General features: G+C 39.6%; 23 protein-coding genes and 1 pseudogene. 7 read left to right on the plus strand and 17 right to left on the minus strand.

Features of this window, described 5'->3' with window-relative positions:
- Positions 1 to 20: 20 nt before the first annotated feature.
- The 3 genes from pstB (at position 21) to I2F31_RS01645 (ending at position 2,196) form a co-directional block, all read left to right on the plus strand.
- Positions 21 to 941: a phosphate ABC transporter ATP-binding protein PstB gene (gene pstB / locus I2F31_RS01635; protein ID WP_195773458.1), complete on the plus strand. Its 921-nt coding sequence runs from the start codon at positions 21 to 23 to the stop codon at positions 939 to 941.
- Between the two features lie 125 nt (positions 942 to 1,066).
- Positions 1,067 to 1,633 (plus strand): nicotinate-nicotinamide nucleotide adenylyltransferase, encoded by a 567-nt coding sequence (locus I2F31_RS01640; RefSeq protein ID WP_195768063.1) that lies wholly within the window; start codon positions 1,067 to 1,069, stop codon positions 1,631 to 1,633.
- Positions 1,634 to 1,644: 11 nt separating this feature from the next.
- Entirely contained in the window at positions 1,645 to 2,196 is a 552-nt protein-coding gene (locus I2F31_RS01645; protein WP_195773317.1) for a YceI family protein, read from the plus strand.
- A gap of 11 nt (positions 2,197 to 2,207) precedes the next feature.
- Here the strand turns inward: I2F31_RS01645 and I2F31_RS01650 are convergent, their stop codons facing one another.
- The 4 genes from I2F31_RS01650 to dapD form a co-directional block, all read right to left on the minus strand.
- Positions 2,208 to 2,678: a peroxiredoxin gene (locus tag I2F31_RS01650; RefSeq protein ID WP_195768061.1), complete on the minus strand. Its 471-nt coding sequence runs from the start codon at positions 2,676 to 2,678 to the stop codon at positions 2,208 to 2,210.
- A gap of 61 nt (positions 2,679 to 2,739) precedes the next feature.
- On the minus strand, positions 2,740 to 3,156 hold the full coding sequence (locus I2F31_RS01655; protein WP_195768060.1) for a hypothetical protein: 417 nt from the start codon (positions 3,154 to 3,156) through the stop codon (positions 2,740 to 2,742).
- A gap of 222 nt (positions 3,157 to 3,378) precedes the next feature.
- Positions 3,379 to 4,092 carry a 7-carboxy-7-deazaguanine synthase QueE gene (queE, locus tag I2F31_RS01660; protein WP_195768059.1) on the minus strand — a complete coding sequence of 238 codons (714 nt, stop codon included), beginning with the start codon at positions 4,090 to 4,092 and terminating at the stop codon, positions 3,379 to 3,381.
- A 78-nt stretch (positions 4,093 to 4,170) separates the two neighbouring features.
- Positions 4,171 to 4,992: a 2,3,4,5-tetrahydropyridine-2,6-dicarboxylate N-succinyltransferase gene (gene dapD / locus I2F31_RS01665; protein WP_195768058.1), complete on the minus strand. Its 822-nt coding sequence runs from the start codon at positions 4,990 to 4,992 to the stop codon at positions 4,171 to 4,173.
- Between the two features lie 221 nt (positions 4,993 to 5,213).
- Between dapD and I2F31_RS01670 the strand changes: the two genes are divergently transcribed.
- The gene (locus tag I2F31_RS01670; protein WP_195773318.1) at positions 5,214 to 5,843 is read left to right on the plus strand and encodes an outer membrane beta-barrel protein; all 630 of its coding nucleotides are present in this window, start codon (positions 5,214 to 5,216) and stop codon (positions 5,841 to 5,843) included.
- Between the two features lie 50 nt (positions 5,844 to 5,893).
- Here the strand turns inward: I2F31_RS01670 and I2F31_RS01675 are convergent, their stop codons facing one another.
- The 12 genes and pseudogenes from I2F31_RS01675 to putA form a co-directional block, all read right to left on the minus strand.
- On the minus strand, positions 5,894 to 6,592 hold the full coding sequence (locus I2F31_RS01675; protein WP_195768056.1) for a methionine ABC transporter permease: 699 nt from the start codon (positions 6,590 to 6,592) through the stop codon (positions 5,894 to 5,896).
- Positions 6,589 to 7,608 carry a methionine ABC transporter ATP-binding protein gene (locus I2F31_RS01680; protein WP_195773319.1) on the minus strand — a complete coding sequence of 340 codons (1,020 nt, stop codon included), beginning with the start codon at positions 7,606 to 7,608 and terminating at the stop codon, positions 6,589 to 6,591. Before I2F31_RS01680 ends, I2F31_RS01675 begins: the two co-directional genes overlap by 4 nt.
- Before the next feature lie 91 nt (positions 7,609 to 7,699).
- The gene (locus I2F31_RS01685; RefSeq protein ID WP_195768054.1) at positions 7,700 to 8,563 is read right to left on the minus strand and encodes a MetQ/NlpA family ABC transporter substrate-binding protein; all 864 of its coding nucleotides are present in this window, start codon (positions 8,561 to 8,563) and stop codon (positions 7,700 to 7,702) included.
- A gap of 349 nt (positions 8,564 to 8,912) precedes the next feature.
- On the minus strand, positions 8,913 to 10,196 hold the full coding sequence (purD, locus tag I2F31_RS01690) for a phosphoribosylamine--glycine ligase (RefSeq protein WP_195773320.1): 1,284 nt from the start codon (positions 10,194 to 10,196) through the stop codon (positions 8,913 to 8,915).
- Between the two features lie 70 nt (positions 10,197 to 10,266).
- Positions 10,267 to 11,841 (minus strand): bifunctional phosphoribosylaminoimidazolecarboxamide formyltransferase/IMP cyclohydrolase, encoded by a 1,575-nt coding sequence (gene purH / locus I2F31_RS01695; protein WP_195768052.1) that lies wholly within the window; start codon positions 11,839 to 11,841, stop codon positions 10,267 to 10,269.
- A 73-nt stretch (positions 11,842 to 11,914) separates the two neighbouring features.
- Positions 11,915 to 12,184 (minus strand): DNA-binding transcriptional regulator Fis, encoded by a 270-nt coding sequence (fis, locus tag I2F31_RS01700; protein ID WP_005014868.1) that lies wholly within the window; start codon positions 12,182 to 12,184, stop codon positions 11,915 to 11,917.
- A gap of 473 nt (positions 12,185 to 12,657) precedes the next feature.
- Positions 12,658 to 13,002 carry a hypothetical protein gene (locus I2F31_RS01705; protein WP_228285050.1) on the minus strand — a complete coding sequence of 115 codons (345 nt, stop codon included), beginning with the start codon at positions 13,000 to 13,002 and terminating at the stop codon, positions 12,658 to 12,660.
- A gap of 18 nt (positions 13,003 to 13,020) precedes the next feature.
- Positions 13,021 to 13,131: pseudogene (locus tag I2F31_RS13475) on the minus strand (MJ0042-type zinc finger domain-containing protein); the annotation flags it as partial.
- A gap of 10 nt (positions 13,132 to 13,141) precedes the next feature.
- Positions 13,142 to 14,044, minus strand: coding sequence for a 50S ribosomal protein L11 methyltransferase (gene prmA, locus I2F31_RS01710; RefSeq protein ID WP_195773321.1), 903 nt, complete (start codon positions 14,042 to 14,044; stop codon positions 13,142 to 13,144).
- A 107-nt stretch (positions 14,045 to 14,151) separates the two neighbouring features.
- Positions 14,152 to 14,376: a hypothetical protein gene (locus I2F31_RS01715; protein WP_195768049.1), complete on the minus strand. Its 225-nt coding sequence runs from the start codon at positions 14,374 to 14,376 to the stop codon at positions 14,152 to 14,154.
- Positions 14,377 to 14,683: 307 nt separating this feature from the next.
- On the minus strand, positions 14,684 to 15,769 hold the full coding sequence (gene trmA, locus I2F31_RS01720; RefSeq protein WP_195773322.1) for a tRNA (uridine(54)-C5)-methyltransferase TrmA: 1,086 nt from the start codon (positions 15,767 to 15,769) through the stop codon (positions 14,684 to 14,686).
- A 96-nt stretch (positions 15,770 to 15,865) separates the two neighbouring features.
- Positions 15,866 to 19,600, minus strand: coding sequence for a trifunctional transcriptional regulator/proline dehydrogenase/L-glutamate gamma-semialdehyde dehydrogenase (gene putA, locus I2F31_RS01725; RefSeq protein ID WP_195773323.1), 3,735 nt, complete (start codon positions 19,598 to 19,600; stop codon positions 15,866 to 15,868).
- A 119-nt stretch (positions 19,601 to 19,719) separates the two neighbouring features.
- Between putA and I2F31_RS01730 the strand changes: the two genes are divergently transcribed.
- Positions 19,720 to 20,220: an Lrp/AsnC family transcriptional regulator gene (locus tag I2F31_RS01730; protein ID WP_195768046.1), complete on the plus strand. Its 501-nt coding sequence runs from the start codon at positions 19,720 to 19,722 to the stop codon at positions 20,218 to 20,220.
- 59 nt (positions 20,221 to 20,279) lie between these two features.
- On the opposite strand, the gene I2F31_RS01735 is transcribed toward I2F31_RS01730, so the two are convergent.
- Positions 20,280 to 20,783 carry a hypothetical protein gene (locus tag I2F31_RS01735; RefSeq protein ID WP_195773324.1) on the minus strand — a complete coding sequence of 168 codons (504 nt, stop codon included), beginning with the start codon at positions 20,781 to 20,783 and terminating at the stop codon, positions 20,280 to 20,282.
- Positions 20,784 to 21,001: 218 nt separating this feature from the next.
- Here I2F31_RS01735 and I2F31_RS01740 point away from each other — a divergent pair, with 218 nt between their 5' ends.
- Both I2F31_RS01740 and kdsA read left to right on the plus strand, forming a co-directional pair.
- Positions 21,002 to 22,639: a CTP synthase gene (locus I2F31_RS01740; protein WP_195768044.1), complete on the plus strand. Its 1,638-nt coding sequence runs from the start codon at positions 21,002 to 21,004 to the stop codon at positions 22,637 to 22,639.
- Between the two features lie 24 nt (positions 22,640 to 22,663).
- Positions 22,664 to 23,521, plus strand: a complete 858-nt coding sequence (gene kdsA / locus I2F31_RS01745) for a 3-deoxy-8-phosphooctulonate synthase (protein WP_195768043.1) — start codon at positions 22,664 to 22,666, stop codon at positions 23,519 to 23,521.
- Positions 23,522 to 23,556 lie beyond the last annotated feature (35 nt).

Consider the following 23,556-nt stretch of genomic DNA (forward strand, 5'->3'; position numbering starts at 1 on the left):
TGGGGAGTTTTAGTATGACAATGAAGAATACGTTAGAGCCAACTCGTACGATAGAGAAGGAAAGTCAGGTGCCATTACAGTCAGATACAAATCAGAATCAGTCTATGCCAAAAGAACAGCCTAAAATTAGTATAGGTAGTTTTGATCAACCAAAAACTTCTGAAAAGTTGGCAGATCAAACCAAAGAAGTGAAAATTAGTGCCCAAGATGTACATGTTTACTATGGTGAAGCAGAAGCGATTAAAGGCATTGATATTGATGTTTATCAAAATGAAGTCATTGCTTTTATTGGGCCATCAGGCTGTGGTAAATCAACATTTTTACGTACACTTAACCGTATGAATGACACCATTGATACATGTCGTGTGACAGGTAAGGTATTATTAGATCAACAAGATATTTATGATCCAAATCTAGACGTGGTGTTGTTACGTGCTCAAGTAGGTATGGTTTTCCAAAAGCCAAACCCATTTCCAAAGTCTATTTTTGATAACGTTGCTTACGGACCAAAATTACATGGTTTAGCATGTAATAAATATGATCTTGAAGAAATCGTTGAAAACAGTTTACGTAAAGCTGGTTTATGGGAAGAAGTGAAAGAGCGTTTAAACCAACCAGGTACTGGCTTATCTGGTGGTCAGCAACAACGTTTATGTATTGCACGTACTATTGCGGTAAGCCCAGAAGTTATTTTAATGGATGAACCTTGTTCAGCACTTGACCCAATTGCTACAGCAAAAGTAGAAGAGTTAATCTCTGAATTGTCAGACCAATATACAATTGCTATTGTGACACACTCAATGCAACAAGCAGCACGTGTATCACATCGTACAGCGTACTTCCATTTGGGTGATTTAATTGAAGTGAACTCGACTGAAAAAGTATTCACTCAGCCAGATCATGAGTTGACAGAAGCGTATATTACAGGTCGTTTCGGTTAATTTTACCGACCACACCTATAAAAAACTGGCTTTTAATAAGCCAGTTTTTTTTATGACTATGACATATATAATTTGATGCTTAATGTTATGCTATGGCCAGTTTACGTTAAAAGTTATGACAGTATATGTACGATTTTGATGTTTTAGTCTTTATTGGGCGTTTTCAGCCTTTTCATAATGCACATTTAAAAACCATTAATATTGCATTACAACACAGTCATGAGGTCATTGTTGCTTTGGGCTCTGTACAGAATGATCGTTCAATTAAAAATCCATTTTTTGCTCATGAAAGGGAGCAAATGATTTTAAATAGTTTTTCTTTAGAACAACAAAAAAGAATCCATTTTATTCACTTGATTGATGTAAATGATGATGAAAAATGGGTACAACAAGTTAAAGATAAGGTGGCTGACCATACTCAGCCATCACAAAAACTGGGTTTAATTGGGCACTTTAAAGATGATTCATCTTATTACTTAAAGTTATTTTCAGCGTGGAAACTTTTTGAATTAGATAATTTAGAGAACTTTTTATCTGCCACAGATATTAGAAACTTATATTTTAATGGAAAAATCCAAGCAGACAGCGTACCTTTAGGCACAATGAATATGCTCAAAAAATTTATGGGCACAGTAGATTACCAAGAACTGAAACATGCATGGAGTGCATCACATCAGCACACTTCATTATAAAGGTTGTTTAAATGTATAAATATTTTTTGTGTTTGTTGATGTTATTCAGCACAGTTGAAGTCCATGCCCAAATGCCAAGTTATCAGTTTGCTAAAAATGGTCACGTGGGTTTTTATATTAAGAAGTTTGCCATAAAAGTATTACAAGCAGAGTTTCAGCAAGTAGACTCACGTATAGATTTTGATGCAACACATTTAGCACAAAGTCATATTTCGTTTGTAATGAAAGTTGAAAGTTTAAAGCTGAGTAATGATGCATTACATGACATGGTTTTAGGGCCAGATGTATTTAATGTTCAGCAATATAAAGAGATTATTTTTGAAAGTACCGAGATTCAACCAGTAGGTGAGTATCATTACAACGTTTTGGGAAATTTAACCATTAAAGGTAAAACAAAGCCTGTTATCTTTGAAACAGACATTATACCTACAGCAAACAATAATCATTTTACCTTTAAGGCCAATACTCAAATTGAAAGCCATAATTTTGCAATGAAGTCAAAATTTGGTTCACTGACAGAGCATGTCAATATTTTTGTAGATGGTGAGCTTACTCTAAAATAAGCTCATGAGATTTAAGATTGAGTATGTTGTAATGCTTTTAAATCATCTAGTATTTGCTCAGCATGGCCTGCAGCTTTGACTTTACGGTAGCTTTTGACGAGTTTACCTTGATGAAAAATAAAGGTAGAGCGCTCAATTCCCATCACTTTCTTGCCATACATATTCTTTTCTTTAATTACATCGAAATGTTGGCATAACGTTTCATCTTTATCACTAATCAGGTCAATGGTTAGTCCTTGTTTTGCAATAAAGTTTTGATGTGTTTTTACTGAATCACGAGAAACACCAATCACTTCGGCATCTAGTTGTTTAAACTGATCTAGAATGCATGAAAAACCAACCGCTTGTGTCGTACAGCCTGAGGTAGAGTCTTTCGGGTAAAAATATAAAACTAACCATGCTGACTCTAATGTGGTTAAATCAATTTGTCCCGTTGCGGTATTAAATGGCTGTGCAGGTAAAACAATATTTTCTTCTGACATTTTAAGGTGCTCCATAAAGCAAACTAGCCACAGATGTGGCTAGTTTTACAATCGTTTGATATTACTGGGCAGCAGGTTGAGTTTGTGGCTGAGCTGCTTGTTGCTTCATTGCTTCTTCGGTAAGCGTTTTAAGTTTTGAAGTCAACTGAGGGCCAAAGCAGTTTTGAATTGCTGCATTTTGTTGTTGGATAAATGGAAGTGTGCTTGGGCTTTTCTTTTGGTTCACAGTACTAATAATTTGCCACTCTTGAGCTTTCGTGATTTTACCTTCTGCATCTACTTGGCAAGTACAAAACTTATCAGCTTCAGCTGAAGTTAGTTTATTGCCTTTACTTGCACTTTCTTTACAGTTGCTAATGAGTGTGCCACGAACGTTGGTGCTTTTTGATGGGTCTTGTGCTGCATGTGTTGCAGTTGCTACGAAGCTCATAGATGCAAGAATTGTAGATAAAACTAATTTTGATTGTAAAAATTTCATAAATATACCTTGTATTGTCAATATCATCGTACGGTGGTGAGTGTAGCATTCAATAAAAATGCTATGCCAGTACGCTATGACAGTCTGAACTGTGAAGTACTATTTTTCTAGTCTACACGATGTTTTATGTCGATTTATATCATATTCGTTTTGCATAAATGTAACAAAGGTATTTTTATCTGTATTGGTGAAAATACCAATACAGATAATATTTATACAGTGTTAGCGACCTGTTTCATCTTGCCACAGTAGTTTATGTAGCTGAAGCTGAAAACGTACGGGAAGTTGGTCGTCTAGTAGCCATTGTGCTAAGTCACGAGCGAACTGTGGCAGTTTTGCATTGCCTTTTTCAACAGCAAAAGCAGGGGAGAACCATACGGTGTTTACTTTTTTGTTGAGTTGGTAAAACAAAACTTGTTTTTTTGACCACTCATAATCGCCTTGATTGCAAATCACAAATTTGATTTGATCTTTAGGTGTAAGGTACTCAAAATTACTGATTAAATTACGATGATCTTCACCAGATGTTGGTGTTTTTAAGTCGAGTACTTTGGAGACTCTTGGGTCTACTTTAGACACATCTAAAGCACCACTGGTTTCTAAAGAGACTTCAAAGCCTAAATCACATAATCGTTTTAACAGTGCAATACAGTTGGGCTGAGCTAAAGGCTCGCCACCTGTGACACAAATATAAGGTGTATTATAACTTTTTGCAGTCTCTATAATGGATTCGAGAGACTGTCGTTGACCACCTTCGAAAGAGTAGGTGGTGTCACAATAGGTACATCTAAGCGGACAACCTGTTAAGCGTATAAATACGGTAGGTAGTCCTGCGGCATCTGCTTCACCTTGCAGTGAGTAAAAAATTTCTGTGATTTTTAGCCCTGCATTTGGGTCTGTCACAGGAATAGACTTAGAGCGGCGTAACGCATTCATACAAAATAATAACCGTATTTTAAAAGAAAAAAATCTCTACGACCAATCTGGCCGTAGAGACTTGGTAAACACTAAGAATTAGTCTTCACGTAAAAGGTCGTTTAGGCTCGTTTTAGCACGTGTTTGAGCATCTACTTTTTTCACAATAATTGCTGCATATAGGCTGTATTTGCCATCTTTAGATGGAAGGCTACCAGGTACAACAACAGAACCAGCAGGTACACGACCGTAGTGAATTTCACCTGTAGTACGGTCATAAATACGAGTCGATTGACCAATATAAACACCCATAGAAATCACAGCACCTTCTTCAACAATCACACCTTCAACAATTTCTGAACGTGCACCGATAAAGCAGTTGTCTTCAATAATGGTTGGGTTTGCTTGTAATGGTTCAAGTACACCACCAATACCTACACCACCAGATAAATGTACATTTTTACCAATTTGTGCACATGAACCTACAGTTGCCCATGTATCTACCATGGTGTTTTCATCAACGTATGCACCAATGTTTACGTAAGAAGGCATCAATACAACATTTTTAGCTTGGAAGCTACCACGACGTGCAACAGCTGGTGGTACAACTCGTACACCTGCTTCTTTAAATTGTGCTTCAGTCCAACCTGCAAATTTTGTGTCTACTTTGTCAAAAAATGCAAGATCGCCAGCTTCAACAGGTTTGTTGTCGTTAAGTTTGAATGACAAAAGTACTGCTTTTTTAAGCCATTGATGAACAACCCACTCACCATCAATTTTTTCTGCAACACGGAGTGAACCGTTGTCTAAACCTTGTAATGCTTGCTCAACAGCATCACGAATTTCTGCTGAACAATCAGCTGCAGTAAAGTTTGCACGGTTTTCAAAGGCTTGTTCAATAATCGTTGACAGTTCAGACATAATCACTCATTCCAAATCTAGTTTATAAAATGGCGTTAATTCTACACTAAAAAATATGTTTGCGGGCTGAATTTTTTGTGAGCAGTACAAGAAATTGCCCGTCTATGTCATTTAAATATTTACATAATAAAACATACGACATAATGAGGCTGAGATGTTGGTTCTATATATTGAATGTGTCAGCATGTGCTGTACGTATTGCTTGAAGTGAGTTGTGGTAGATGATGCAGCAAAAATATCTGTTATGTGTATTGGTAACGTGTGGACTAATGACGCAGGCGAGGGCAGATGAAAAAGTGATTATAGGGGGAGAGTCGACTGCACAGCAATATGTGCCTGTGGCTGTAAGCTTGAATGTCGGTTCACTCGGTTACGGCGTTGCACTGATGTGGGATACTACACCAAATTTAGGCGTGACTTTAGGCTATAAGAATCATCAGCTTGGGTATAACAAAAATATAGACACCTCATTGGGGGCATTTAAAAGACAATCTACACAAAGTCATAGTACGGCTGTACAAGCAGAATGGCGACCTTGGGTAGAGCAATCATCATTGTTTGCTAAGTCAAGTTATGTGGCATTTGGTATGGCTTACTTACAGCAAAGTTATACACTGAGTGGCCGTGAAAATAATGTATATGGAAAAATGGAGCACAACCAGATATCACAGTATGTGGGCTTAGGGGTTCGTCCAATGTTAGGTTTACATTGGGGCTGGCTGGCTGAAGTGGGTGTGTACTATATGCAACAGCCAAGTATGCATTTAAATAGCACAACATCGCAATTAAAATTAGCAGAAAAAGATCAGTGGTTTCCTACCGCACAGTTGGGTGTGGTCTACCATTTTTAAGAGAGATACGAACCCAAAAAGTTAAGTTGGGTTCGTGTTTAATATATGGGTTACCATCTGAGTTTAGAGAGCCATTGCCCAAATGTTTGAGCAATTTGTACTAAGATGAGTAATACAATAATGGTCAAAATCATAATAAAAGTATCAAAACGCTGGTAACCGTAGGCGTAAGCTAAATCACCAATACCACCACCACCAACAACACCTGCCATGGCTGTTGCACCAATTAAACTGATGTTTGCGGTGGTTAGGTTTAAAATAAGTGAGCTGCGTGCCTCAGGTAAAATAAACTTAAAGATAATTTGTAGCGGTGTTGCACCCATCGCTTGGGCAGATTCAATAATGCCTTCATTGACTTCTAATAATGATGTTTCAATCAGTCGACCCATGTATGGCCCAATGTACACAACCAATGGCACAATGGCTGCTGCAGTACCAATGGTTTTCCCTGTAATAAATTTAGTGATTGGAATCATGGCAATCATTAAAATCACAAAGGGTAGAGAACGCAGTGCATTCACAATGGGATTTAAAATTTGATAAATGGGTTTGTTGGGTAAAATCCCTTCATCTCGTGTGAGTACTAAAGTAATGGCTTGTAAAAAGCCCCAAACTGCACCAAAGAAAAAAGCCACTACAACCATATAAATGGTTTGCTCAAGTGCTTGAATAAAATCTTCTACAGAAACGAGGCTAGTCCAAACAGGCTGGGTGATTTGGGTCAGCCATGCAATAAATGCGTCTCTCATTCGTCTACTCCTGCACGTTGTACAGATACACCTGCTTGTTCTAAATGTTGAATGGCGTCATTCACATCTTTTCCTAATAATTGCACAAACATTTGTCCAATGACTGTGCCATTAATTTCAGTCATATTTGCAAATAAAATATTGAGACTGACATCAAATTGTCTAATCATAGATTCAATCACAGGTTGCTGTGCAGATTGCCCCAAAAACTGCAATCTGTAGATGCTTTGTTGATGTTGGTGTTCAAGCTGATTTAAAATACCGTGAGGTAGATGTTGCTGTAATACTGTTTGAATAAAGTTTTGCGTGGTTGGGTGCTGTGGGTGACTAAAAATGTCTATGGTTGTGCCGTGTTCAATAACTTGGCCAGACTCCATAACAGCAATATAGTCACAGACTTTCTCAATCACATCCATTTCATGTGTAACCATGACAATGGTAATGTTTTGTTCTTTGTTAATTTTTTTAAGTAAGTCGAGTACAGATTGTGTGGTTTGTGGGTCAAGTGCAGAGGTGGCTTCATCACACAGTAAAATTTTAGGGTGATTCACTAATGCACGGGCAATACCCACACGTTGTTTTTGTCCACCAGAGAGTTCATCTGGGTAAGCATCTTTTTTATGTTTGAGGTCAATAAACTCAAGTAGTTCATCAACACGTTTTTGTCGCTCAGATGCACTATAGCCGAGTAGTCGCATTGGCATAGCAATATTTTGACTGACTGTTTTGGTTTGCATAAGATTGAAGTGCTGAAAAATCATACCAATATGGGTACGCTCTTGGCGTAGTGCTTTGGCATCGAGTGCAGTAAAGTCTTTTTGGTTAATCATGACTTGTCCTGCACTTGGGCGCTCAAGTAAATTAATCAAGCGAATAAGTGTGCTTTTACCTGCACCACTATAACCAATAATTCCAAAAATGCTGCCTTCAGGAATGCGTAGGTTAATTTGATTTAAGGCATTTACACGTTGCCCTTTAAGCATATAGTGCTTAGAGATATTCTTAAATTCAATCATAGGTCAAAACAATGCTCGGCATGAAAAATAACAGGTAAAGTAGCACTACTTTACCTGTTCGAAGGGAGAAAGCATAAAACTATGCAGTGTTTTATTTTTCAGTGAGGTAGCTAATGGGTTTGTTTACATCAATTTTAGTCCCACCGAAACGGTCAGCAATAAACTTTTTCACTTCTTCGCTGTGGTAAAGTGGAATCAGTTTTTGTAGTGCTGGGTCATCTTTCTTCGCTTCTGACGTTACAAGTAAGTTAATGTTTAACTTGGTTGACTGGTTAATTGGCTCATAGAATAACGCATCTTTCAGTACGTTTAAACCACCTTCCATTGCAAGGGTATTACCTAAAACAATACCATCTACATCGCTCATTACACGTACAGCAGTTGCCATAGGAATAAGCTTTAACTGCAAGTGTTTTGGATTAGAAGTGATGTCTTTTAGCTGACCATGAATTGGGTCAAAGTCTTTCTTAAGCTCAATTAGACCTGCACTTTGAAGTAAAGATAAAGCACGTGCTTGGTTTGATGTGTCATTTGGAATGGCAATTTCTGCATTGTTTTTAATGTCATCAATCTTTTTGTATTTGGTTGAGTAAATACCCATTGGCTCAATATATGTGGTTGCAATCGGCACTAACTTATCTTTATTTTCGCTGTTATATGCAGAAAGATAGTTATAGGTTTGGAATGCATTAACATCAATTTCGCCTGCTGCAGTTGCTTTGTTCATGGCAACATAGTCAGTCATGTTTTTAACATCAAGTTTAATGCCTGCATCTTTTGTTGCAGGAAGTGTCGCGATATAACGCCAAACATCGGTATCTGAACCATCTGATGCCAATACAATGTTAGTGAGTTTTTTATCTTCTTGTGTGCTTGTTTGATCAGATGGGGTTTTGCTACAACCTGCAGCAACTAAAAGGCTTGCACCTAAAAAAACACTCAGTAGTTTTTTCATGTAATGAATTGTCCTATGCAGATAATATAGGTTGTCTATATTGAGCGGTAATCGTTTTCACAGATGTTTTGCTGATACAGTATTTAGGTATGAGATTAACATGTGCTAAAACGAAAAATAAGATGAAGCAGTCTGTATGGTATTGCCATAAGCTGTGTAATACCAAGCCAATATTGCTATAAATAGTGGCTTTTGCTGTAGACTGACTGGATTGAGCGAAGTATAAAGTCTATTTTTTATAAGTCAAAACAATAAAATTCACAATCTATATGAATTTTATTCATTTAAATAATTGCTTTCGTGATGAAGGTAAGAATGCACCCATCATTGGATGCATTCTTTAGAAGAATTACTGTTGTTCACGTGCGATGGCGCGGTAACCAATATCGGTACGATATTGCATGCCCGTAAATGTAACTTGACCACACACTTCAAGTGCATTGACTTGTGCTTCGAGTACAGTGTTTCCGAGTGCTGTCACGCATAGTACACGACCGCCAGCAGTGATAATGTGACCATCTTCACTGAGCTTTGTACCCGCATGGAAGATTTTTGTCCCTTCTGGCGATTGCCCTAAACCAGAAATGACATCACCTTGGCGAGCCGTTTCTGGGTAGCCTTCAGAGGCAAGTACAATACCAATAGACTTACGTGAGTCCCAGTGTGCTTTGGCAGGAAGTGTTCCGTCTATGCCTGCTTGAATGAGCTCAACGAGTGATGATTGTAAACGCATCATAATCGGTTGCGTTTCAGGGTCACCAAAGCGGCAGTTAAATTCGATAACACGTGGTTGCCCTTGCTCATCAATCATTAGACCTGCATATAAAAAGCCGGTATAGACGTGACCATCTTTTTTCATGCCTTCTACTGTTGGGCGCATTACTTCTTGCATCACACGTTCAAAGACTTCATTGGTCACCACAGGAGCGGGAGAGTAAGCACCCATGCCACCGGTGTTAGGCCCTTGGTCACCTTCAAAAATACGCTTATGGTCTTGAGATGTGGCCATTGGTAAAATATTTTCGCCGTCAATCATGCAAATAAAGCTGGCTTCTTCGCCTGCTAAAAATTGCTCAATGACGACGCGACTGCCTGCTTCACCAAATTTGTTGCCAGAGAGCATGTCATCAATGGCAGCGAAAGCTTCATCATTGGTCATGGCAACAATAACGCCTTTACCTGCTGCTAGACCATCTGCTTTAATGACGATTGGCGCACCATGTTGTTTGATATATGCTTTTGCAGGCTCAATGTCGGTAAAGACATCATAAAACGCGGTTGGAATGTTGTGGCGTTTAAGGAAGTCTTTTGCAAAGGCTTTTGATCCTTCGAGTTGAGCTGCGTATTGGGTAGGGCCCCAAATACGTAAACTTGCTGCACGTGCAGCATCAATAACACCATTCACTAATGGTGCCTCTGGGCCAACAACAATAAGATCAATCTGATTACTTTGAGCGAACTCAATGATGGCAGCATTGTCTAAAATATTGAGTGCAACATTGACGCATTTATTTTCAGTGGCTGTACCTGCATTTCCTGGAGCAACAAAGACTTTTTTAACTTGGTCATCTTGTGCAATTTTCCATGCAAGTGCATGTTCACGACCACCATTACCTAAAACTAAAATATTCATGAAGATTCTCTCTATGAATGTGGCATGTTAATGTTTGGTTTTAACATGCCAAGCAGATTTGTAAGGAGTTTTAGTGGCGGAAATGACGCATGCCAGTGAAGACCATTGCAATGCCAGCTTCATCTGCAGCAGCAATCACTTCTTCATCACGCATTGAACCGCCTGGTTGGATAATGCATTTAATGCCTGCTTTTGCTGCATTGTCTATGCCATCACGAAATGGGAAAAATGCATCTGATGCCATCACAGCACCTTCAACAACAAGCCCTGCATGTTCTGCTTTAATGCCTGCAATACGTGCTGAGTTCACGCGACTCATTTGACCTGCACCCACACCAATCGTTTGGCGATTTTTTGCATACACAATGGCATTTGATTTCACGTATTTTGCCACTTTCCATGCAAAAATAAGGTCGTTAATTTCATCTTCTGTTGGTGCACGCTTGGTTACGACTTTAAGATCGCTGGCTTTAATCATGCCTAAATCTTGGTCTTGAACCAGTAAACCACCGTTAACGCGTTTGTAGTCAAGTTGTGTCGCTCGGTTATCTATGCTTGGTAATTCACCGCAAGTGAGTACACGTACATTTTTCTTAGCTGAAGTTACTTCTAATACACCGTCTGCAATGCTTGGTGCAATAATCACTTCAACAAATTGGCGTGAAACAATGGCTTGAGCCGTTGCAACATCTAACTCACGGTTGAATGCAATAATGCCACCAAAAGCAGATTCTGTATCGGTTGCATAAGCAAGATCATAAGCTGCTTGTATGCCATCTAAAGACACTGCAACACCACATGGGTTGGCATGTTTTACAATGACACATGCTGGTTTTTCAAATGATTTTACACACTCAAGTGCTGCATCTGTATCTGCAATATTGTTATAAGATAAAGCCTTACCTTGTAATTGTTTTGCGGTAGATACAGAAGCTTCAGTTGCACTTTCTTCGACATAAAAAGCAGCAGATTGGTGAGGGTTTTCACCATAACGCAAGTCTTGTGCTTTTTGTAACTGGGTGTTGAATGTACGTGCAAAAGTATCTGCCGAGCCATCTGTATGACCAACACGTGCACCTAAATAAGAGGCGATCATGCCATCATACTGAGCAGTGTGTTCAAATGCTTTTACAGCCAAGTCAAAACGTGTGGCTTGAGAAAGCGTATTTTGCATTTTTAATTCGGCAATTACAGTGGCGTAGTCTGATGCATTTACCACAATACCTACAGAGGCATGGTTTTTAGCAGCTGCACGCACCATGGTTGGGCCACCGATATCAATATTTTCAATGGCATCAGCTAAGCTACAATTTGGTTTTGCAACAGTTGCTGCAAAAGGGTAGAGGTTTACAACAACAAGGTCGATTGCTGCAATATCATGTGCTTGCATCACATCTTCATCAATACCACGGCGGGCAAGAATACCACCATGAATTTTAGGATGAAGGGTTTTAACACGGCCATCCATCATTTCAGGGAAGCCAGTATGCTCTGATACTTCAATGACTGAAATGTTGTTTTCTTTAAGAAGTTTATAGGTCCCACCAGTAGATAAAATTTCTATCCCAAGGTCAGAAAGATTCTGCGCAAAATCAACAATACCAGTTTTGTCAGAAACAGAAATTAAAGCACGTTTAATAGTCATGATGTGTTTAGTCTTTGAAGTTGGAAAACAAAAGGCAAAAAAAATGCCCACGAAGACGTGAGCATTTTATCATTTATTCACTCATTAATCCGTGAGCTTTCAACTTTTTACGTAGCGTACCACGGTTTAAGCCTAGAATTTCAGCTGCACGTGTTTGGTTGCCACGGGTGTATTCAAGTACTACAGACAAAAGAGGTTTCTCCATTTCTGCTAGCACCATGTCGTAAACTTGCGATGGTTGCTCACCTTGCAAAGATGCAAAATAGTGACGAACTGCGCGATCCACATGGATACGAAGCGCAACATCAGACTGTGCAGTAAAAATAGGAGATTTGCTATTCATGCGTTTTAATCCGAAATCAATCTAAACCGTGCCAGATAAGACAGTGGTTTTATATTTAAAGGTAGATATAAGCTCATTGGTATAATGAGATATCTAGAAAACGAGTATAGCTTGCCACATTTTTCTCGCTTTGGTTGAAAAATAACCGTAACAAATATTTAAGAATTGTTACAGCCATTAATCAGAAACAAAAAAAGAGCTGTATGCGCAGTATTAGATAGTGCACATGAGCTTAATTTTTTTTCTTAATAAGGTAAGACGAGGCGTTTGTTTGGCTAAGCTTTCTTGGCGCACATAATAACATTGTGCAAAATAAAGTGAGTAAATTTGAGGCAGTTTTTTTGTGTTTTTTGATCGTTTTTTTGAATTGAATTGTATTTTTAATTGCTTAAAAAAATAATAAAGGTGCTTTTATTTACAAGATGAATATTTTATGTGTCTGATTATGGATCTTTTTGGTGCTTTTTAGGAAATTAGCCAATGCCAATAAGGGTATAAGCTAAACCCACCACAATAGATAAACCAAGGACAATAATGCATAAAATAGCAATAATAAGCATTGGGAGTGAGGTTTTTTTGGGCTGATACTGTCCTTTTAAAGGGTGTAGTCGCAGTGTGTGTTGTAACTTGGGTGTGACATGCTGTGAGGGAATGTAATGTGTGTTATTTAGATAAGTTTGTAAGTCTATATTCGATGAATTACTTTTGCTCTCAAAAATATCAAGTATGGGGTGAGTAAAAGATTTACTGTGTCGAATACGATGAATGTTGGGCTGATGCAAATGAGGCAGATGTTTTGGTTTGTATGTATCTAGCATGGAAAGGTATGCGTTAAAAGTGTTTGAGCACTTAAAGCAGCATACCTTTCCTTCAGCAATGCGTAGCTGTAAAACAGATATTTGGTATTTCGTTTTACAGGTAGGGCAAGTGCTGGTAATACTTTGCATATGCTAAAATTTAGCCTAAACGGTTGCCTGAGATGCGGCACCAATGCTGTTCTCTTTTTTCAACTTCAGTCACTTCGAATAGTGGTGCATAAGCATCGCAAACATCTTGCAATTGTTCTTCTATCACACCAGCCAATGCAAAGGCTGCATTTGGTTTAGTGAGTCGGCTAAATTCTGGTGCTAAAGCCATCAGTGGCCCTGCTAAAATATTGGCGACTAATACATCGGCTTGTTGTGTGACGAACTGCTGATTGAAGGCTTCTGGTAAATCAACAAAGAAACCTTCGGATACATTATTAAGCTCAGCATTTTGTTGGGTGGCTAACACTGCTTGTGGGTCTATGTCAGTGGCATAGACTTTGTCTGCACCGAGTAATAGCGCAGCTACACCTAAAATGCCTGAACCACAACCGTAGTCAATCACCGTTTTGCCTTTAAGATCAGTTTTTCCTAACCATTGTAGGCATAGGAATGTACTGGCGTGATTACCTGTACCAAACGCTAAACCTGGGTCTAATTTTAGATTTACTGCAGTAGGGTCTGGTGGGGTAAGCCATTCTGGAACAATCCAAAAATGGTCTGCAATTTGAATGGGTTCATAATAATCCATCCATGTGCGCTCCCACACTTGGTCTTCAAGTATGTCGTGGCGGATTGTTGTGTGTGCTGGTAATTGAGCTGTTAAAAATGCGATAAGTGCATTGACATCGATTGGATCTGCATCATCTTGCTGGTATATACCTGTGACAATCACTTTATTCCACAGTGGTGTTTCACCCGGAAGTGGTTCAAGGAGTGCTTGATCTTCAGCATCGTCTAGCGTCACACTGACTGCACCCAGTGACAGTAGTAATGACTCTGTGATTTCGACTTGAGCTTGATCAACGGTAATATGAATTTGTAACCACTTCACAGACATAACCTAATTTTGCTAAAAGTAATACGCTATTGTAGCGAAAATCTGCCAGCTTAGAAACTTTAGTTTATGGCGTCGTGTACGGGTGAATCACTTGATGTACATCAGTGAATGGTATGTTGTAGAGTGTTGAGTTCTCTTTTACTAAACCCACGTGACATGAGCACACGTTTAATGCCTGTGGCAGTACCGTCGTCATTGGTGTTTTGTAGTGCTTCTAGAAGTTGTTCATTGCTTTTACATGCACAGTCATTTTCAACACATGCAATGCTGTTTTTACCACTGTTGAAGATGTTTTTCGGGAGAAATAGTTTTTGCCAAATACTCATAAGGAGTCATGATGATTAACAAAGATAATGCGAAATATAAATCAAAAAATAAAAAATTCAAGCAGCGTAAATTGAAGGACAGATGTATATAAATTTTATTTTTTTCGTTGGTCGGTTGTTCTATTTTTAAAAGATATTGAATTCTTTATATATTTATTGTGCTCGCTTATTTAATATTTTGAAACATTTTGTGTTTTTATTTATGTAAATGCATCATTTTATTAAAAGTTTTTCTGATTTAGTTCTTGGTTTATTATTGGTTAAATAGATTAAGTGTGGCAGCTTTTTAGACTGCCACAGCAGTCAATTATATTTTTTCGAGCAACAGCCCACTTTCTACATGGTGGGTATATGGGAATTGGTCGAACATGGCAAAGCGCACAATACGGTGTGTTTTACAAAGTATTTTTAAGTTGTCTGCAAGCGTGTCTGGGTTACATGAAATATAAATGATGTGCTTAAAACCCTGCATGAGTTTAAGGGTGTCATCATCAATACCTGCACGAGGTGGGTCGACAAAAATTGTACCGAAGTCGTAGTCTGACATATCAATATTTGCTTCTTGTAAGCGTCTAAATGTACGCTCACCTGTGTATGCTTGGGTGAATTCTTCAGCCGCTAAACGAGCAATCGCAATGTTGTCGATGTGATTGGTTTGTATGTTCCACTCAGCGGCATACACCGATGATTTGGCAAGTTCTGTGGCCAGCACTTTAGGGAACTTTTGTGCAAGTGGTAAAGTGAAATTTCCGTTACCGCAGTACAGTTCTAGTAAGTCACCTGAACATGTGGTGGCTACGTCAGATGCCCATTGCAACATTTTTTGGCAAATGACCGCATTGGGTTGGGTGAAGCCATTTTCAATTTGTTTGTACTGATAGGTTTTTTGGTCAACTTTAAATTGTTCTACGACAAAGTCATCACTCAAGACGAGCTTTTGGCCACGGCTACGTCCAATAATTTTAATCTTCAGTTTTTCTGCAAGTGCCTGTGCAAGTTGTTGCCACTCTTCATCGAGCTTATGATGGTAAATGAGTGTAACAAGCATTTCGCCACTCAAACTCCCTAAAAAGTCGATTTCAAATAAGCGGTGGTGTAGTGGTTTTTGTTGCTTAATTTCTTCAAGCAATACAGGCATGAGTTGATTAATTTGTAATGATGCAATTGGGAATTGATCAACACGAACCGCTTTTTTCTTTTTTCCTGTTTCATCGGCTTCAAACATGGCATAGAACATGTCGTCATCTGTGTGCCAGATGCGAAATTCTGCACGCATACGAAAATTGCTTTCAGGCGACTCAAACACTTCAAGCTGTGGTGGTTGAACGGTTTGAAATTGGGCAGAAATACGCTCAACTTTTGCTTGCAACTGTTGTTGGTATGCAGAGGTCATATGTTTGTTGGCCACACGCTGAAAAATAGGAGCGGCAATGTTAACAAACTACGCCATTTTAGCCTAGTGCTGAAATGGCGTAGTGTATAGTGTTGTTTAAGACATGGTCATTAGGCTGGCATTACCACCTGCGGCTGTGGTGTTAATGCTCACCGCATGTTCAATCACAAGGCGTTCTATGGCAACTTGTGGGCTATGGGGTTCTTGATGATGAATGGAAATAATTGCCCCATCTCGGTTGGCAATCTGCTGTTGTAATGCAGACAATGCTTCAGATTCACCGTGATGTAATACAGCATCAAACTCTGCTGTAGGTAAGTCTGTAACCACGTGTATTTGTGCTTTAACCACAGTTGGTAAGTCGGCCAAGTGTTGGATGATAATTGCATCTTTTGTAATGACCGCTTGAGCATTAACTGCAAAAATCGCCAGTAGTTGGGTAATGTAGTCTTGCTCGTTATGTGCAATGCTGGCAATGCGCTTACGTGGTTGCATGGTGTATTGGTTACTTTCGCCTGTTGGGCCTTGTAGTTCGTACGTTGTTCCAACCATAAATGCTTGAGTGTCTGTAACATTAAGCGTTGGGAAAGTGTTTTTTGCCCACGCTTTAAAGCTGTTGAGTGCTTCAAAACTTGGTTTTGCACGTTCATGCAGGGCTTGTTTTACCGCAAATGGTACGGTGCTATTAAAGTCATGTGGTTGTGTGAGACGGTGTAAATACAATGGGCCACCTGCTTTTGGTCCAGTACCAGATAAACCTTCACCACCAAATGGTTGTACCCCAACCACAGCACCAACAATATTACGGTTTACATAAAGGTTGCCTACATTTGAGTGGTTAATGACTTGTTGAATGGTGTCATCAATACGGGTATGTACGCCCATGGTTAAGCCATAACCTTTTTCATTAATGCGTTCAATCAGTTGTGGTAGTTCATTTTGCTGATAGGTAATGATGTGAAGTACAGGGCCAAAGACTTCTCGTTCTAAATCATCTAAGTTTGGTAGTTCAATCACGGTTGGTGGTATGAATGTGCCTTGAGTTGATGCATTTTGACTGGATGCATCATCAAAAGTGTACTGATGTACTGCATAACCTTTGGTCTTCATTTTTTCAATATGACGTTGAATGGTTTGCTGTGCTTCAGCATCAATCACAGGCCCAATGTCGGTTTGTAAAAAATGAGGGTTGCCTAAACGTAGCTGTTGCATTGCACCTTTGAGCATGGTTTGAATAGATGCTGCACAGTCTTTTTGTAAGCATAAAATACGCAGAGCAGAACAGCGTTGACCTGCACTGTCAAATGCAGAGCTGACCACATCAAGCACGACTTGTTCTGTGAGTGCCGATGAGTCAACTATCATGGCATTTTGACCCCCTGTTTCTGCAATAAGTGTGACAGGGTTACCTTCAGGTGTGAGGCGTTTTGCTGTGGTTTTTTGCAAAATTTTGGCGACTTCAGTTGAACCTGTAAACATAATGCCATGAATACGTTCATCGGCACTGAGCGCTGCGCCGACGCTTGCACCATCACCTGGTAAAAATTGTAAAGTAGCTTCAGGTACACCCGCTTGATGTAGCATTTTGACGGCTTGATATGCCACAAGTGGGGTTTGTTCAGCAGGTTTTGCTAATACGCAGTTACCTGTAACCAGTGCCGCTGCAACTTGTCCTGTAAAAATCGCCAATGGGAAGTTCCACGGGCTAATACACAGTACATTACCTAGTGGTTTAATGTTTGTATCAAATGTATGCGCTTGTTTGGCGTAGTAACGCAAGAAGTCGATGGCCTCTCTAACTTCTGCAATGGCATTGGCATAGGTTTTACCACTTTCACGACATAACAATACCATCAGCTCTAGCAGTTGATCTTGCATCGTGTTTGCGGCTGTTTCTAAATACATCGCACGCTGTGCTGGTGTGGTGTTTGCCCAAGCGTGTTGAGTGTTTTGTGCTTGCTCTAAGGCTGTGTTGACATCTTGGATATCTGCTTCAATCACATGACCAACAATATCTTGGTGCTGTGATGGGTTGAGGACCTCTTTTGCTGCCGTGTTGTATTCAGTTGCAGTTTTGTTTGCAATAAGAGGAGTTGCTTGCCATTGATGCTGCTGTAGTTGTTTTGCAACGTGGTTAAGCTGGGTTAAGCAGCTGTCATTTGCTAAATCAAAACCTGCTGAGTTGATGCGTCCCAAACTATAGAGGTCTTTTGGTAAGCAAATTGAGGGATGTTTTGCACCAATGACGTGTTCTTTGCTGGCTGCTGCTTCAATGTCTTGGATTGGTGATTGAATCAATTCTTCGATTTTGACCGATTTGTCTGAAATACGGTTCACGAAAGATGTATTTGCACCATTTTCAAGCAATCTACGCACCAAATAAGCAAGCAGTGTTTCATGGTTGCCCACAGGTGCATAAATACGACAAGGTACACCCAGTGCAAACACCACTTGTTTGTAAAGTGGCTCGCCCATGCCATGTAAGCATTGGAACTCGTATTGGGTTGGATAATACTTTTCTGGTTCAGCAAGATGGTAAATGGTTGCTAATGTTTGTGCATTATGTGTTGCAAACTGTGGGTAAATGGCTTCGGGCGCTGCCAACAGCTTTTTTGCACAGGCTAAATATGACAGGTCTGTATGTACTTTACGGGTAAATACAGGGTAGTCTGACATGCCTTCTACTTGTGCTTTTTTAATTTCGCTGTCCCAATATGCACCTTTAACAAGGCGAATCATTAAGCGTTTTTCGCTACGTTTAGCAAGGTCTATGATGTAATCAATTAAAAAGAAACAGCGTTTTTGGTATGCTTGAATCACAAATCCAATACCATTCCAACCTGCAAGTTCAGGTTCAAAACATAAACGCTCAAGCAATTCTAAAGAGAGCTCAAGGCGTTCACTTTCTTCTGCATCAATGTTTAAGCCAATGTTATACTGTTTTGCAAGCAGTGCGAGTTCAACAATACGTGGGTATAGTTCGTCATGTACTCGGTCGGTTTGTGCACGTTGGTAGCGAGGGTGGAGTGCAGAAAGTTTAATAGAAATGCCTGCACTGGCATATACGCCTTTGTTATTTGCAGATTTTCCAATCGCATGAATGGCTTGTTCATAGTCTTTCATGTAACGCTGCGCATCGTGCTCGGTGAGTGCGGCTTCACCAAGCATGTCATACGAGTATAAAAAGCCTGCTTGTTGCATCACCTTAGATTTTTCTAGGGCTTCTTGAATGGTTTCACCAGTCACAAACTGTTCACCCATCATACGCATAGCAACATCAACTGCTTTACGAATAATGCCTTGGCCACTGCGGGCTAAAATAGTGGTGAGTGTACTACTCATACTTTTACGTGTGGGTGTTGCCATAAGTTTGCCTGTGAGCATGAGCCCCCAAGCGGCTGCATTGACAAAAACGAGGCTACTTTGGCCAACGTGTTCTTTCCAATTACCTTGATTAATTTTGTCTTTAATGAGGCGGTCACGTGTTGCGGCATCTGGAATGCGTAACAAAGCTTCAGCCAAACACATGAGTGCAATGCCTTCTTGTGATGAGAGGGAGAACTCTTGCAATAAGCCTTGCACAATGCCTGCTTTACCTGAAGCTTTGCTTTTTTCACGTAAATGTTCTGATAACTTGTATGCTAGATCATATATTTTTTGATTTAATTCAGTAGGAATCTGTGTAAATTCAAGTAATTCAGTCACGCTCTCACTTTCATCTGTGCGCCAGTGTGTATTAATGTTCTTTTGTAGTATTGTGTGTTCTGGAAGGTTTGTAATATCTTGGAAGATTGTAGGGCAAGGTGATGTAGTGTGATCTGGTGTGTTCATGAGATGACGTCCTAGCATATGTAACAGTAAATAGTGGTTTTTGGTTTATAAAATAAATCATTGCAAAAAATATGCCGAATAACTCACTATATTTTTAATTTTTTTTAGGTAAATATTTTATGGCTGATGGAGATGCATCACTAGATCGTATTGATCTTAAAATTCTTGATTTATTGCAAAAAGATGGGCGTATATCAAATACGAAATTGGCTGAAGCAGTCAATCTTTCCCCAACCGCAGTGCTTGCAAGAGTGCAACGTTTGGTTGCAGATAGTTATATTTTGGGATACTACGCACATTTAAACCCAGAAAAGCTCAATGCGGGCTTTTTAGTGTTTGTAGAAATATTACTTGATAAAACGACGCCGAATGTTTTAGATGAGTTTGTGGAGGCAGCACGTAATTATCCTGAAGTTATAGAGTGCCACATGATTAGTGGTGGTTTTGACTTTTTAGTTAAAGTGCGTAGTAAAAATATGGATGATTTTCGCCGTATTGCTGGTAATGTCATTTGGAAGCTACCAGGAGTAAAAGAAACCCGTAGTTATCCTGTGATGCAAATGGTGAAAGAGGGGCAACAAATTAAAATCTTATCTAAAACAGATAAGGCTAAACGATAAATTATTTTTATTTAAAGTAAAATAGCCAATATTTGTATTGGCTATTGATTTGACTTAAATTAATTTTTGAGTGCAGGTTGTGCTGCTGCAATTGCGGCTGCAACAGCGTCATCTTCAGATAAATGAGTGGTTGATTTTTTGTGTTTCACAGGTTCTGTTGTTGCCACTTTCTCAGTAGTGACTTCAGGTGTTTTGGGTGTGTCATCTTTTACAGCACGGCGAACTTCTGTGGTTGTGTATTCTGTTTCAGTACGTTCAACAGTGGCTGTTTTCTCTGGTATGCTTTCGCTGTCATGGTGTTTGTGACGTGGTTTTTCTTTCGGCTTTTCTGCAGGTTCAGCCATAATGCTAGAGGCTTCATCTTTTGTAAGGCCTTGAGTTGGCTCGGCAGTCGCTTTTGTGAGTGGTTGTAATGGTTCAGATGCAGGGTTTTTTGCGACTGGGGTTTCATTTGTTGTTTGGTTTTCTGTCGCTTGTGTGTCGTGTTGTTCTTTTTTAGAGCAAGCCACGAGAATAAGACAAGCGGCGATAGCAGTACCAATAAAAATTGTTTTCTTCATCATTTTTGCGATTCTAATTAAGTATTGACTTGCTCATTATAACAAAAAAACAGATAAGAGCATGATGCAGGTTTATATTTCATGTCATTTTATTGTAGATAATATGGACGACTGCAAATAGTTGTGTGAATAGATGCTGAATGACTTTGCTTAAAAGGGCAGAGTAAAGTAAAATTATCCAACATTGCATGCCAATTTAGGCTGATTGTACGAGAACTCGAATGACCCATTTTATTTTCGTTACTGGTGGTGTTGTATCATCATTAGGTAAAGGTATTTCAGCAGCTTCTGTCGCTGCACTATTAGAAGCCCGTGGCTTACAAGTGACCATGGTTAAAATGGATCCCTACATTAACGTTGATCCAGGGACCATGAGCCCATTTCAGCATGGTGAAGTCTTTGTGACTGAAGACGGTGCTGAAACAGACCTCGACTTAGGTTACTACGAGCGTTTCTTACGCCGTGCCAAAATGACAAAGCTGAACAACTTTACCAGCGGTCGTGTTTACCAAGATGTGTTAAATAAAGAACGCCGTGGTGACTACCTTGGTGGTACAGTACAGGTCATTCCACATATTACAGACAACATTAAAGAACGTGTACTTCGTGCAGGCGAAGGCTATGACGTTGCCATCGTAGAAATTGGTGGTACGGTGGGTGATATTGAATCACTGCCATTTATGGAGTCTGTACGTCAGCTCATGGTTGAGTTAGGTCATAAACACAGTATGTTAATGCACTTAACACTGTTGCCTTATGTGAGCTCTGCCGCTGAACTTAAGACGAAACCAACACAACACTCGGTGAAAGAGTTATTGTCTATTGGTATTCAACCAGACATCTTGATTTGCCGTACAGAGCATGATGTCGATGCTGATACGACACGTAAAATTGCATTGTTTACCAATGTACAAGCACGTGCGGTGATTGTGTGTAAAGATGCAAAAACGATTTATCAGATTCCACGTAACTTTTCTGAGCAACAGGTTGATGACCTCATTTGCGAGCGTTTTGGTTTTGACAACTTGCCTAAAGCAGATTTGTCTGATTGGGATCAAGTGTGTGAAGCACTATTTAACCCAGAGTACACGGTACGTGTTGCCATGGTGGGTAAATATGTTGAATTGCCAGATGCATACAAGTCTGTGAATGAAGCGTTATTGCACGCAGGTATTCAAAATCGTGTCAAAGTACAAATTGATTATGTAGATGCTGAAAGCCTAGAGTCACAAGACCTTTCTATTTTATCAACTGCAAATGCAATCTTAGTACCAGGTGGCTTTGGTGAGCGTGGTACAGAAGGTAAAATGGCTGCCATTCGTTACGCACGTGAGCAAGGTATTCCATTTTTAGGTATTTGTTTGGGTATGCAGTTGGCGGTGATTGAATATGCACGTCATGTTGCAAATATGCCTGAAGCGAGTTCAACTGAATTTAATCGTTCAACGAAATATCCACTCATTGGTTTAATTACCGAATGGTTAGATGAGCGTGGCGAGTTGCAACAACGTAACTTAGAGTCTGATTTGGGTGGCACAATGCGTTTAGGTGCACAAAAATCTGAACTTGTTGCTGGCACAAAAACACGTGAAATTTATGGTAAAGCTGAAATTACCGAACGTCATCGTCATCGTTATGAAATGAATGATCGTTTTATTGCACCGCTTGAAGAAGCAGGGTTAAAAATATCAGGTTACTCATCTGTACAGCACTTGGTTGAAACGGTAGAAATTCCAGCACATCCTTGGTTTGTGGCAGTACAGTTCCATCCTGAATTTACAAGTTCGCCACGCGATGGACACCCTTTATTTGCAAGCTTTATTGATGCTGCTAAAAAGCAATATCAAAAAGGGCAATAAGAAAACTCAATTTAGGAAGTTTAAATGTCACAATTAAAACCACAACAAATTGTACGTTTAGGCGATATACAGGTGGCAAATCATTTGCCATTTGTATTATTCGGCGGCATGAATGTACTTGAGTCAAAAGATTTAGCATTTGAAATTGCTGAGTCTTACATTGAAATTTGTAAGCGTCTTGAAATCCCTTACGTATTTAAAGCCAGCTTTGATAAAGCCAATCGCTCAAGCTTACATTCGTACCGTGGGCCAGGTTTGGAAAAAGGCGTTGAATGGCTTGGCGAACTCAAAAAACAATTAAATATACCTATTATTACGGATGTGCATGAACCACACCAAGCTGCAATTGTGGCAGAGGTTGCAGATGTTGTGCAGCTTCCTGCATTTTTAAGCCGTCAAACAGATCTTGTTGAAGCGATTGCAAAAACAGATGCTGTGATTAATGTCAAAAAAGCACAGTTTTTAGCACCACAAGAAATGAGTCATATCTTGCAAAAATGCTTGGAAGTAGGTAATGATAAGGTCATTCTTTGTGAGCGTGGTTCTTCGTTTGGTTACAATAATCTAGTTGTTGATATGCTGGGCTTAGATATCATGAAGGCAATGGATGTACCCGTCATTTTTGATGTGACACATGCATTACAAAAACCAGGTGGGCGAGCTGATTCGGCAGGTGGACGCCGTGAGCAGATTGCCACTTTAGCACGTGCAGGCATGGCAACAGGTCTTGCTGGTTTATTCTTAGAGGCACATCCAAACCCAGATGTTGCAAAATGTGATGGGCCGTGTGCACTGAGATTATCACAACTTGAGCCGTTTTTAGCACAGACTAAAGAATTAGATACGCTTGTAAAAGGATTTAGTAAACTTGATACAAAATAATGCACTGAATGCATTAGTATATAATATAGGAGTTT

The organism is Acinetobacter rathckeae, from assembly GCF_015627125.1.
Taxonomy (GTDB): Bacteria; Pseudomonadota; Gammaproteobacteria; order Pseudomonadales; family Moraxellaceae; genus Acinetobacter; species Acinetobacter rathckeae.

What these genes read in the sequence shown, in the direction of transcription:
- pstB (WP_195773458.1), top strand. Translation starts at nt 21, where the DNA reads ATGAAGAATACGTTAGAGCCAACTCGTACGATAGAGAAGGAAAGTCAG.
- I2F31_RS01640 (WP_195768063.1), top strand. Translation starts at nt 1,067, where the DNA reads ATGTACGATTTTGATGTTTTAGTCTTTATTGGGCGTTTTCAGCCTTTT.
- I2F31_RS01645 (WP_195773317.1), top strand. Translation starts at nt 1,645, where the DNA reads ATGTATAAATATTTTTTGTGTTTGTTGATGTTATTCAGCACAGTTGAA.
- I2F31_RS01650 (WP_195768061.1), bottom strand. Translation starts at nt 2,678, where the DNA reads ATGTCAGAAGAAAATATTGTTTTACCTGCACAGCCATTTAATACCGCA.
- I2F31_RS01655 (WP_195768060.1), bottom strand. Translation starts at nt 3,156, where the DNA reads ATGAAATTTTTACAATCAAAATTAGTTTTATCTACAATTCTTGCATCT.
- queE (WP_195768059.1), bottom strand. Translation starts at nt 4,092, where the DNA reads ATGAATGCGTTACGCCGCTCTAAGTCTATTCCTGTGACAGACCCAAAT.
- dapD (WP_195768058.1), bottom strand. Translation starts at nt 4,992, where the DNA reads ATGTCTGAACTGTCAACGATTATTGAACAAGCCTTTGAAAACCGTGCA.
- I2F31_RS01670 (WP_195773318.1), top strand. Translation starts at nt 5,214, where the DNA reads ATGATGCAGCAAAAATATCTGTTATGTGTATTGGTAACGTGTGGACTA.
- I2F31_RS01675 (WP_195768056.1), bottom strand. Translation starts at nt 6,592, where the DNA reads ATGAGAGACGCATTTATTGCATGGCTGACCCAAATCACCCAGCCTGTT.
- I2F31_RS01680 (WP_195773319.1), bottom strand. Translation starts at nt 7,608, where the DNA reads ATGATTGAATTTAAGAATATCTCTAAGCACTATATGCTTAAAGGGCAA.
- I2F31_RS01685 (WP_195768054.1), bottom strand. Translation starts at nt 8,563, where the DNA reads ATGAAAAAACTACTGAGTGTTTTTTTAGGTGCAAGCCTTTTAGTTGCT.
- purD (WP_195773320.1), bottom strand. Translation starts at nt 10,196, where the DNA reads ATGAATATTTTAGTTTTAGGTAATGGTGGTCGTGAACATGCACTTGCA.
- purH (WP_195768052.1), bottom strand. Translation starts at nt 11,841, where the DNA reads ATGACTATTAAACGTGCTTTAATTTCTGTTTCTGACAAAACTGGTATT.
- fis (WP_005014868.1), bottom strand. Translation starts at nt 12,184, where the DNA reads ATGAATAGCAAATCTCCTATTTTTACTGCACAGTCTGATGTTGCGCTT.
- I2F31_RS01705 (WP_228285050.1), bottom strand. Translation starts at nt 13,002, where the DNA reads ATGCTAGATACATACAAACCAAAACATCTGCCTCATTTGCATCAGCCC.
- I2F31_RS01715 (WP_195768049.1), bottom strand. Translation starts at nt 14,376, where the DNA reads ATGAGTATTTGGCAAAAACTATTTCTCCCGAAAAACATCTTCAACAGT.
- trmA (WP_195773322.1), bottom strand. Translation starts at nt 15,769, where the DNA reads ATGACCTCTGCATACCAACAACAGTTGCAAGCAAAAGTTGAGCGTATT.
- putA (WP_195773323.1), bottom strand. Translation starts at nt 19,600, where the DNA reads ATGAACACACCAGATCACACTACATCACCTTGCCCTACAATCTTCCAA.
- I2F31_RS01730 (WP_195768046.1), top strand. Translation starts at nt 19,720, where the DNA reads ATGGCTGATGGAGATGCATCACTAGATCGTATTGATCTTAAAATTCTT.
- I2F31_RS01735 (WP_195773324.1), bottom strand. Translation starts at nt 20,783, where the DNA reads ATGATGAAGAAAACAATTTTTATTGGTACTGCTATCGCCGCTTGTCTT.
- I2F31_RS01740 (WP_195768044.1), top strand. Translation starts at nt 21,002, where the DNA reads ATGACCCATTTTATTTTCGTTACTGGTGGTGTTGTATCATCATTAGGT.
- kdsA (WP_195768043.1), top strand. Translation starts at nt 22,664, where the DNA reads ATGTCACAATTAAAACCACAACAAATTGTACGTTTAGGCGATATACAG.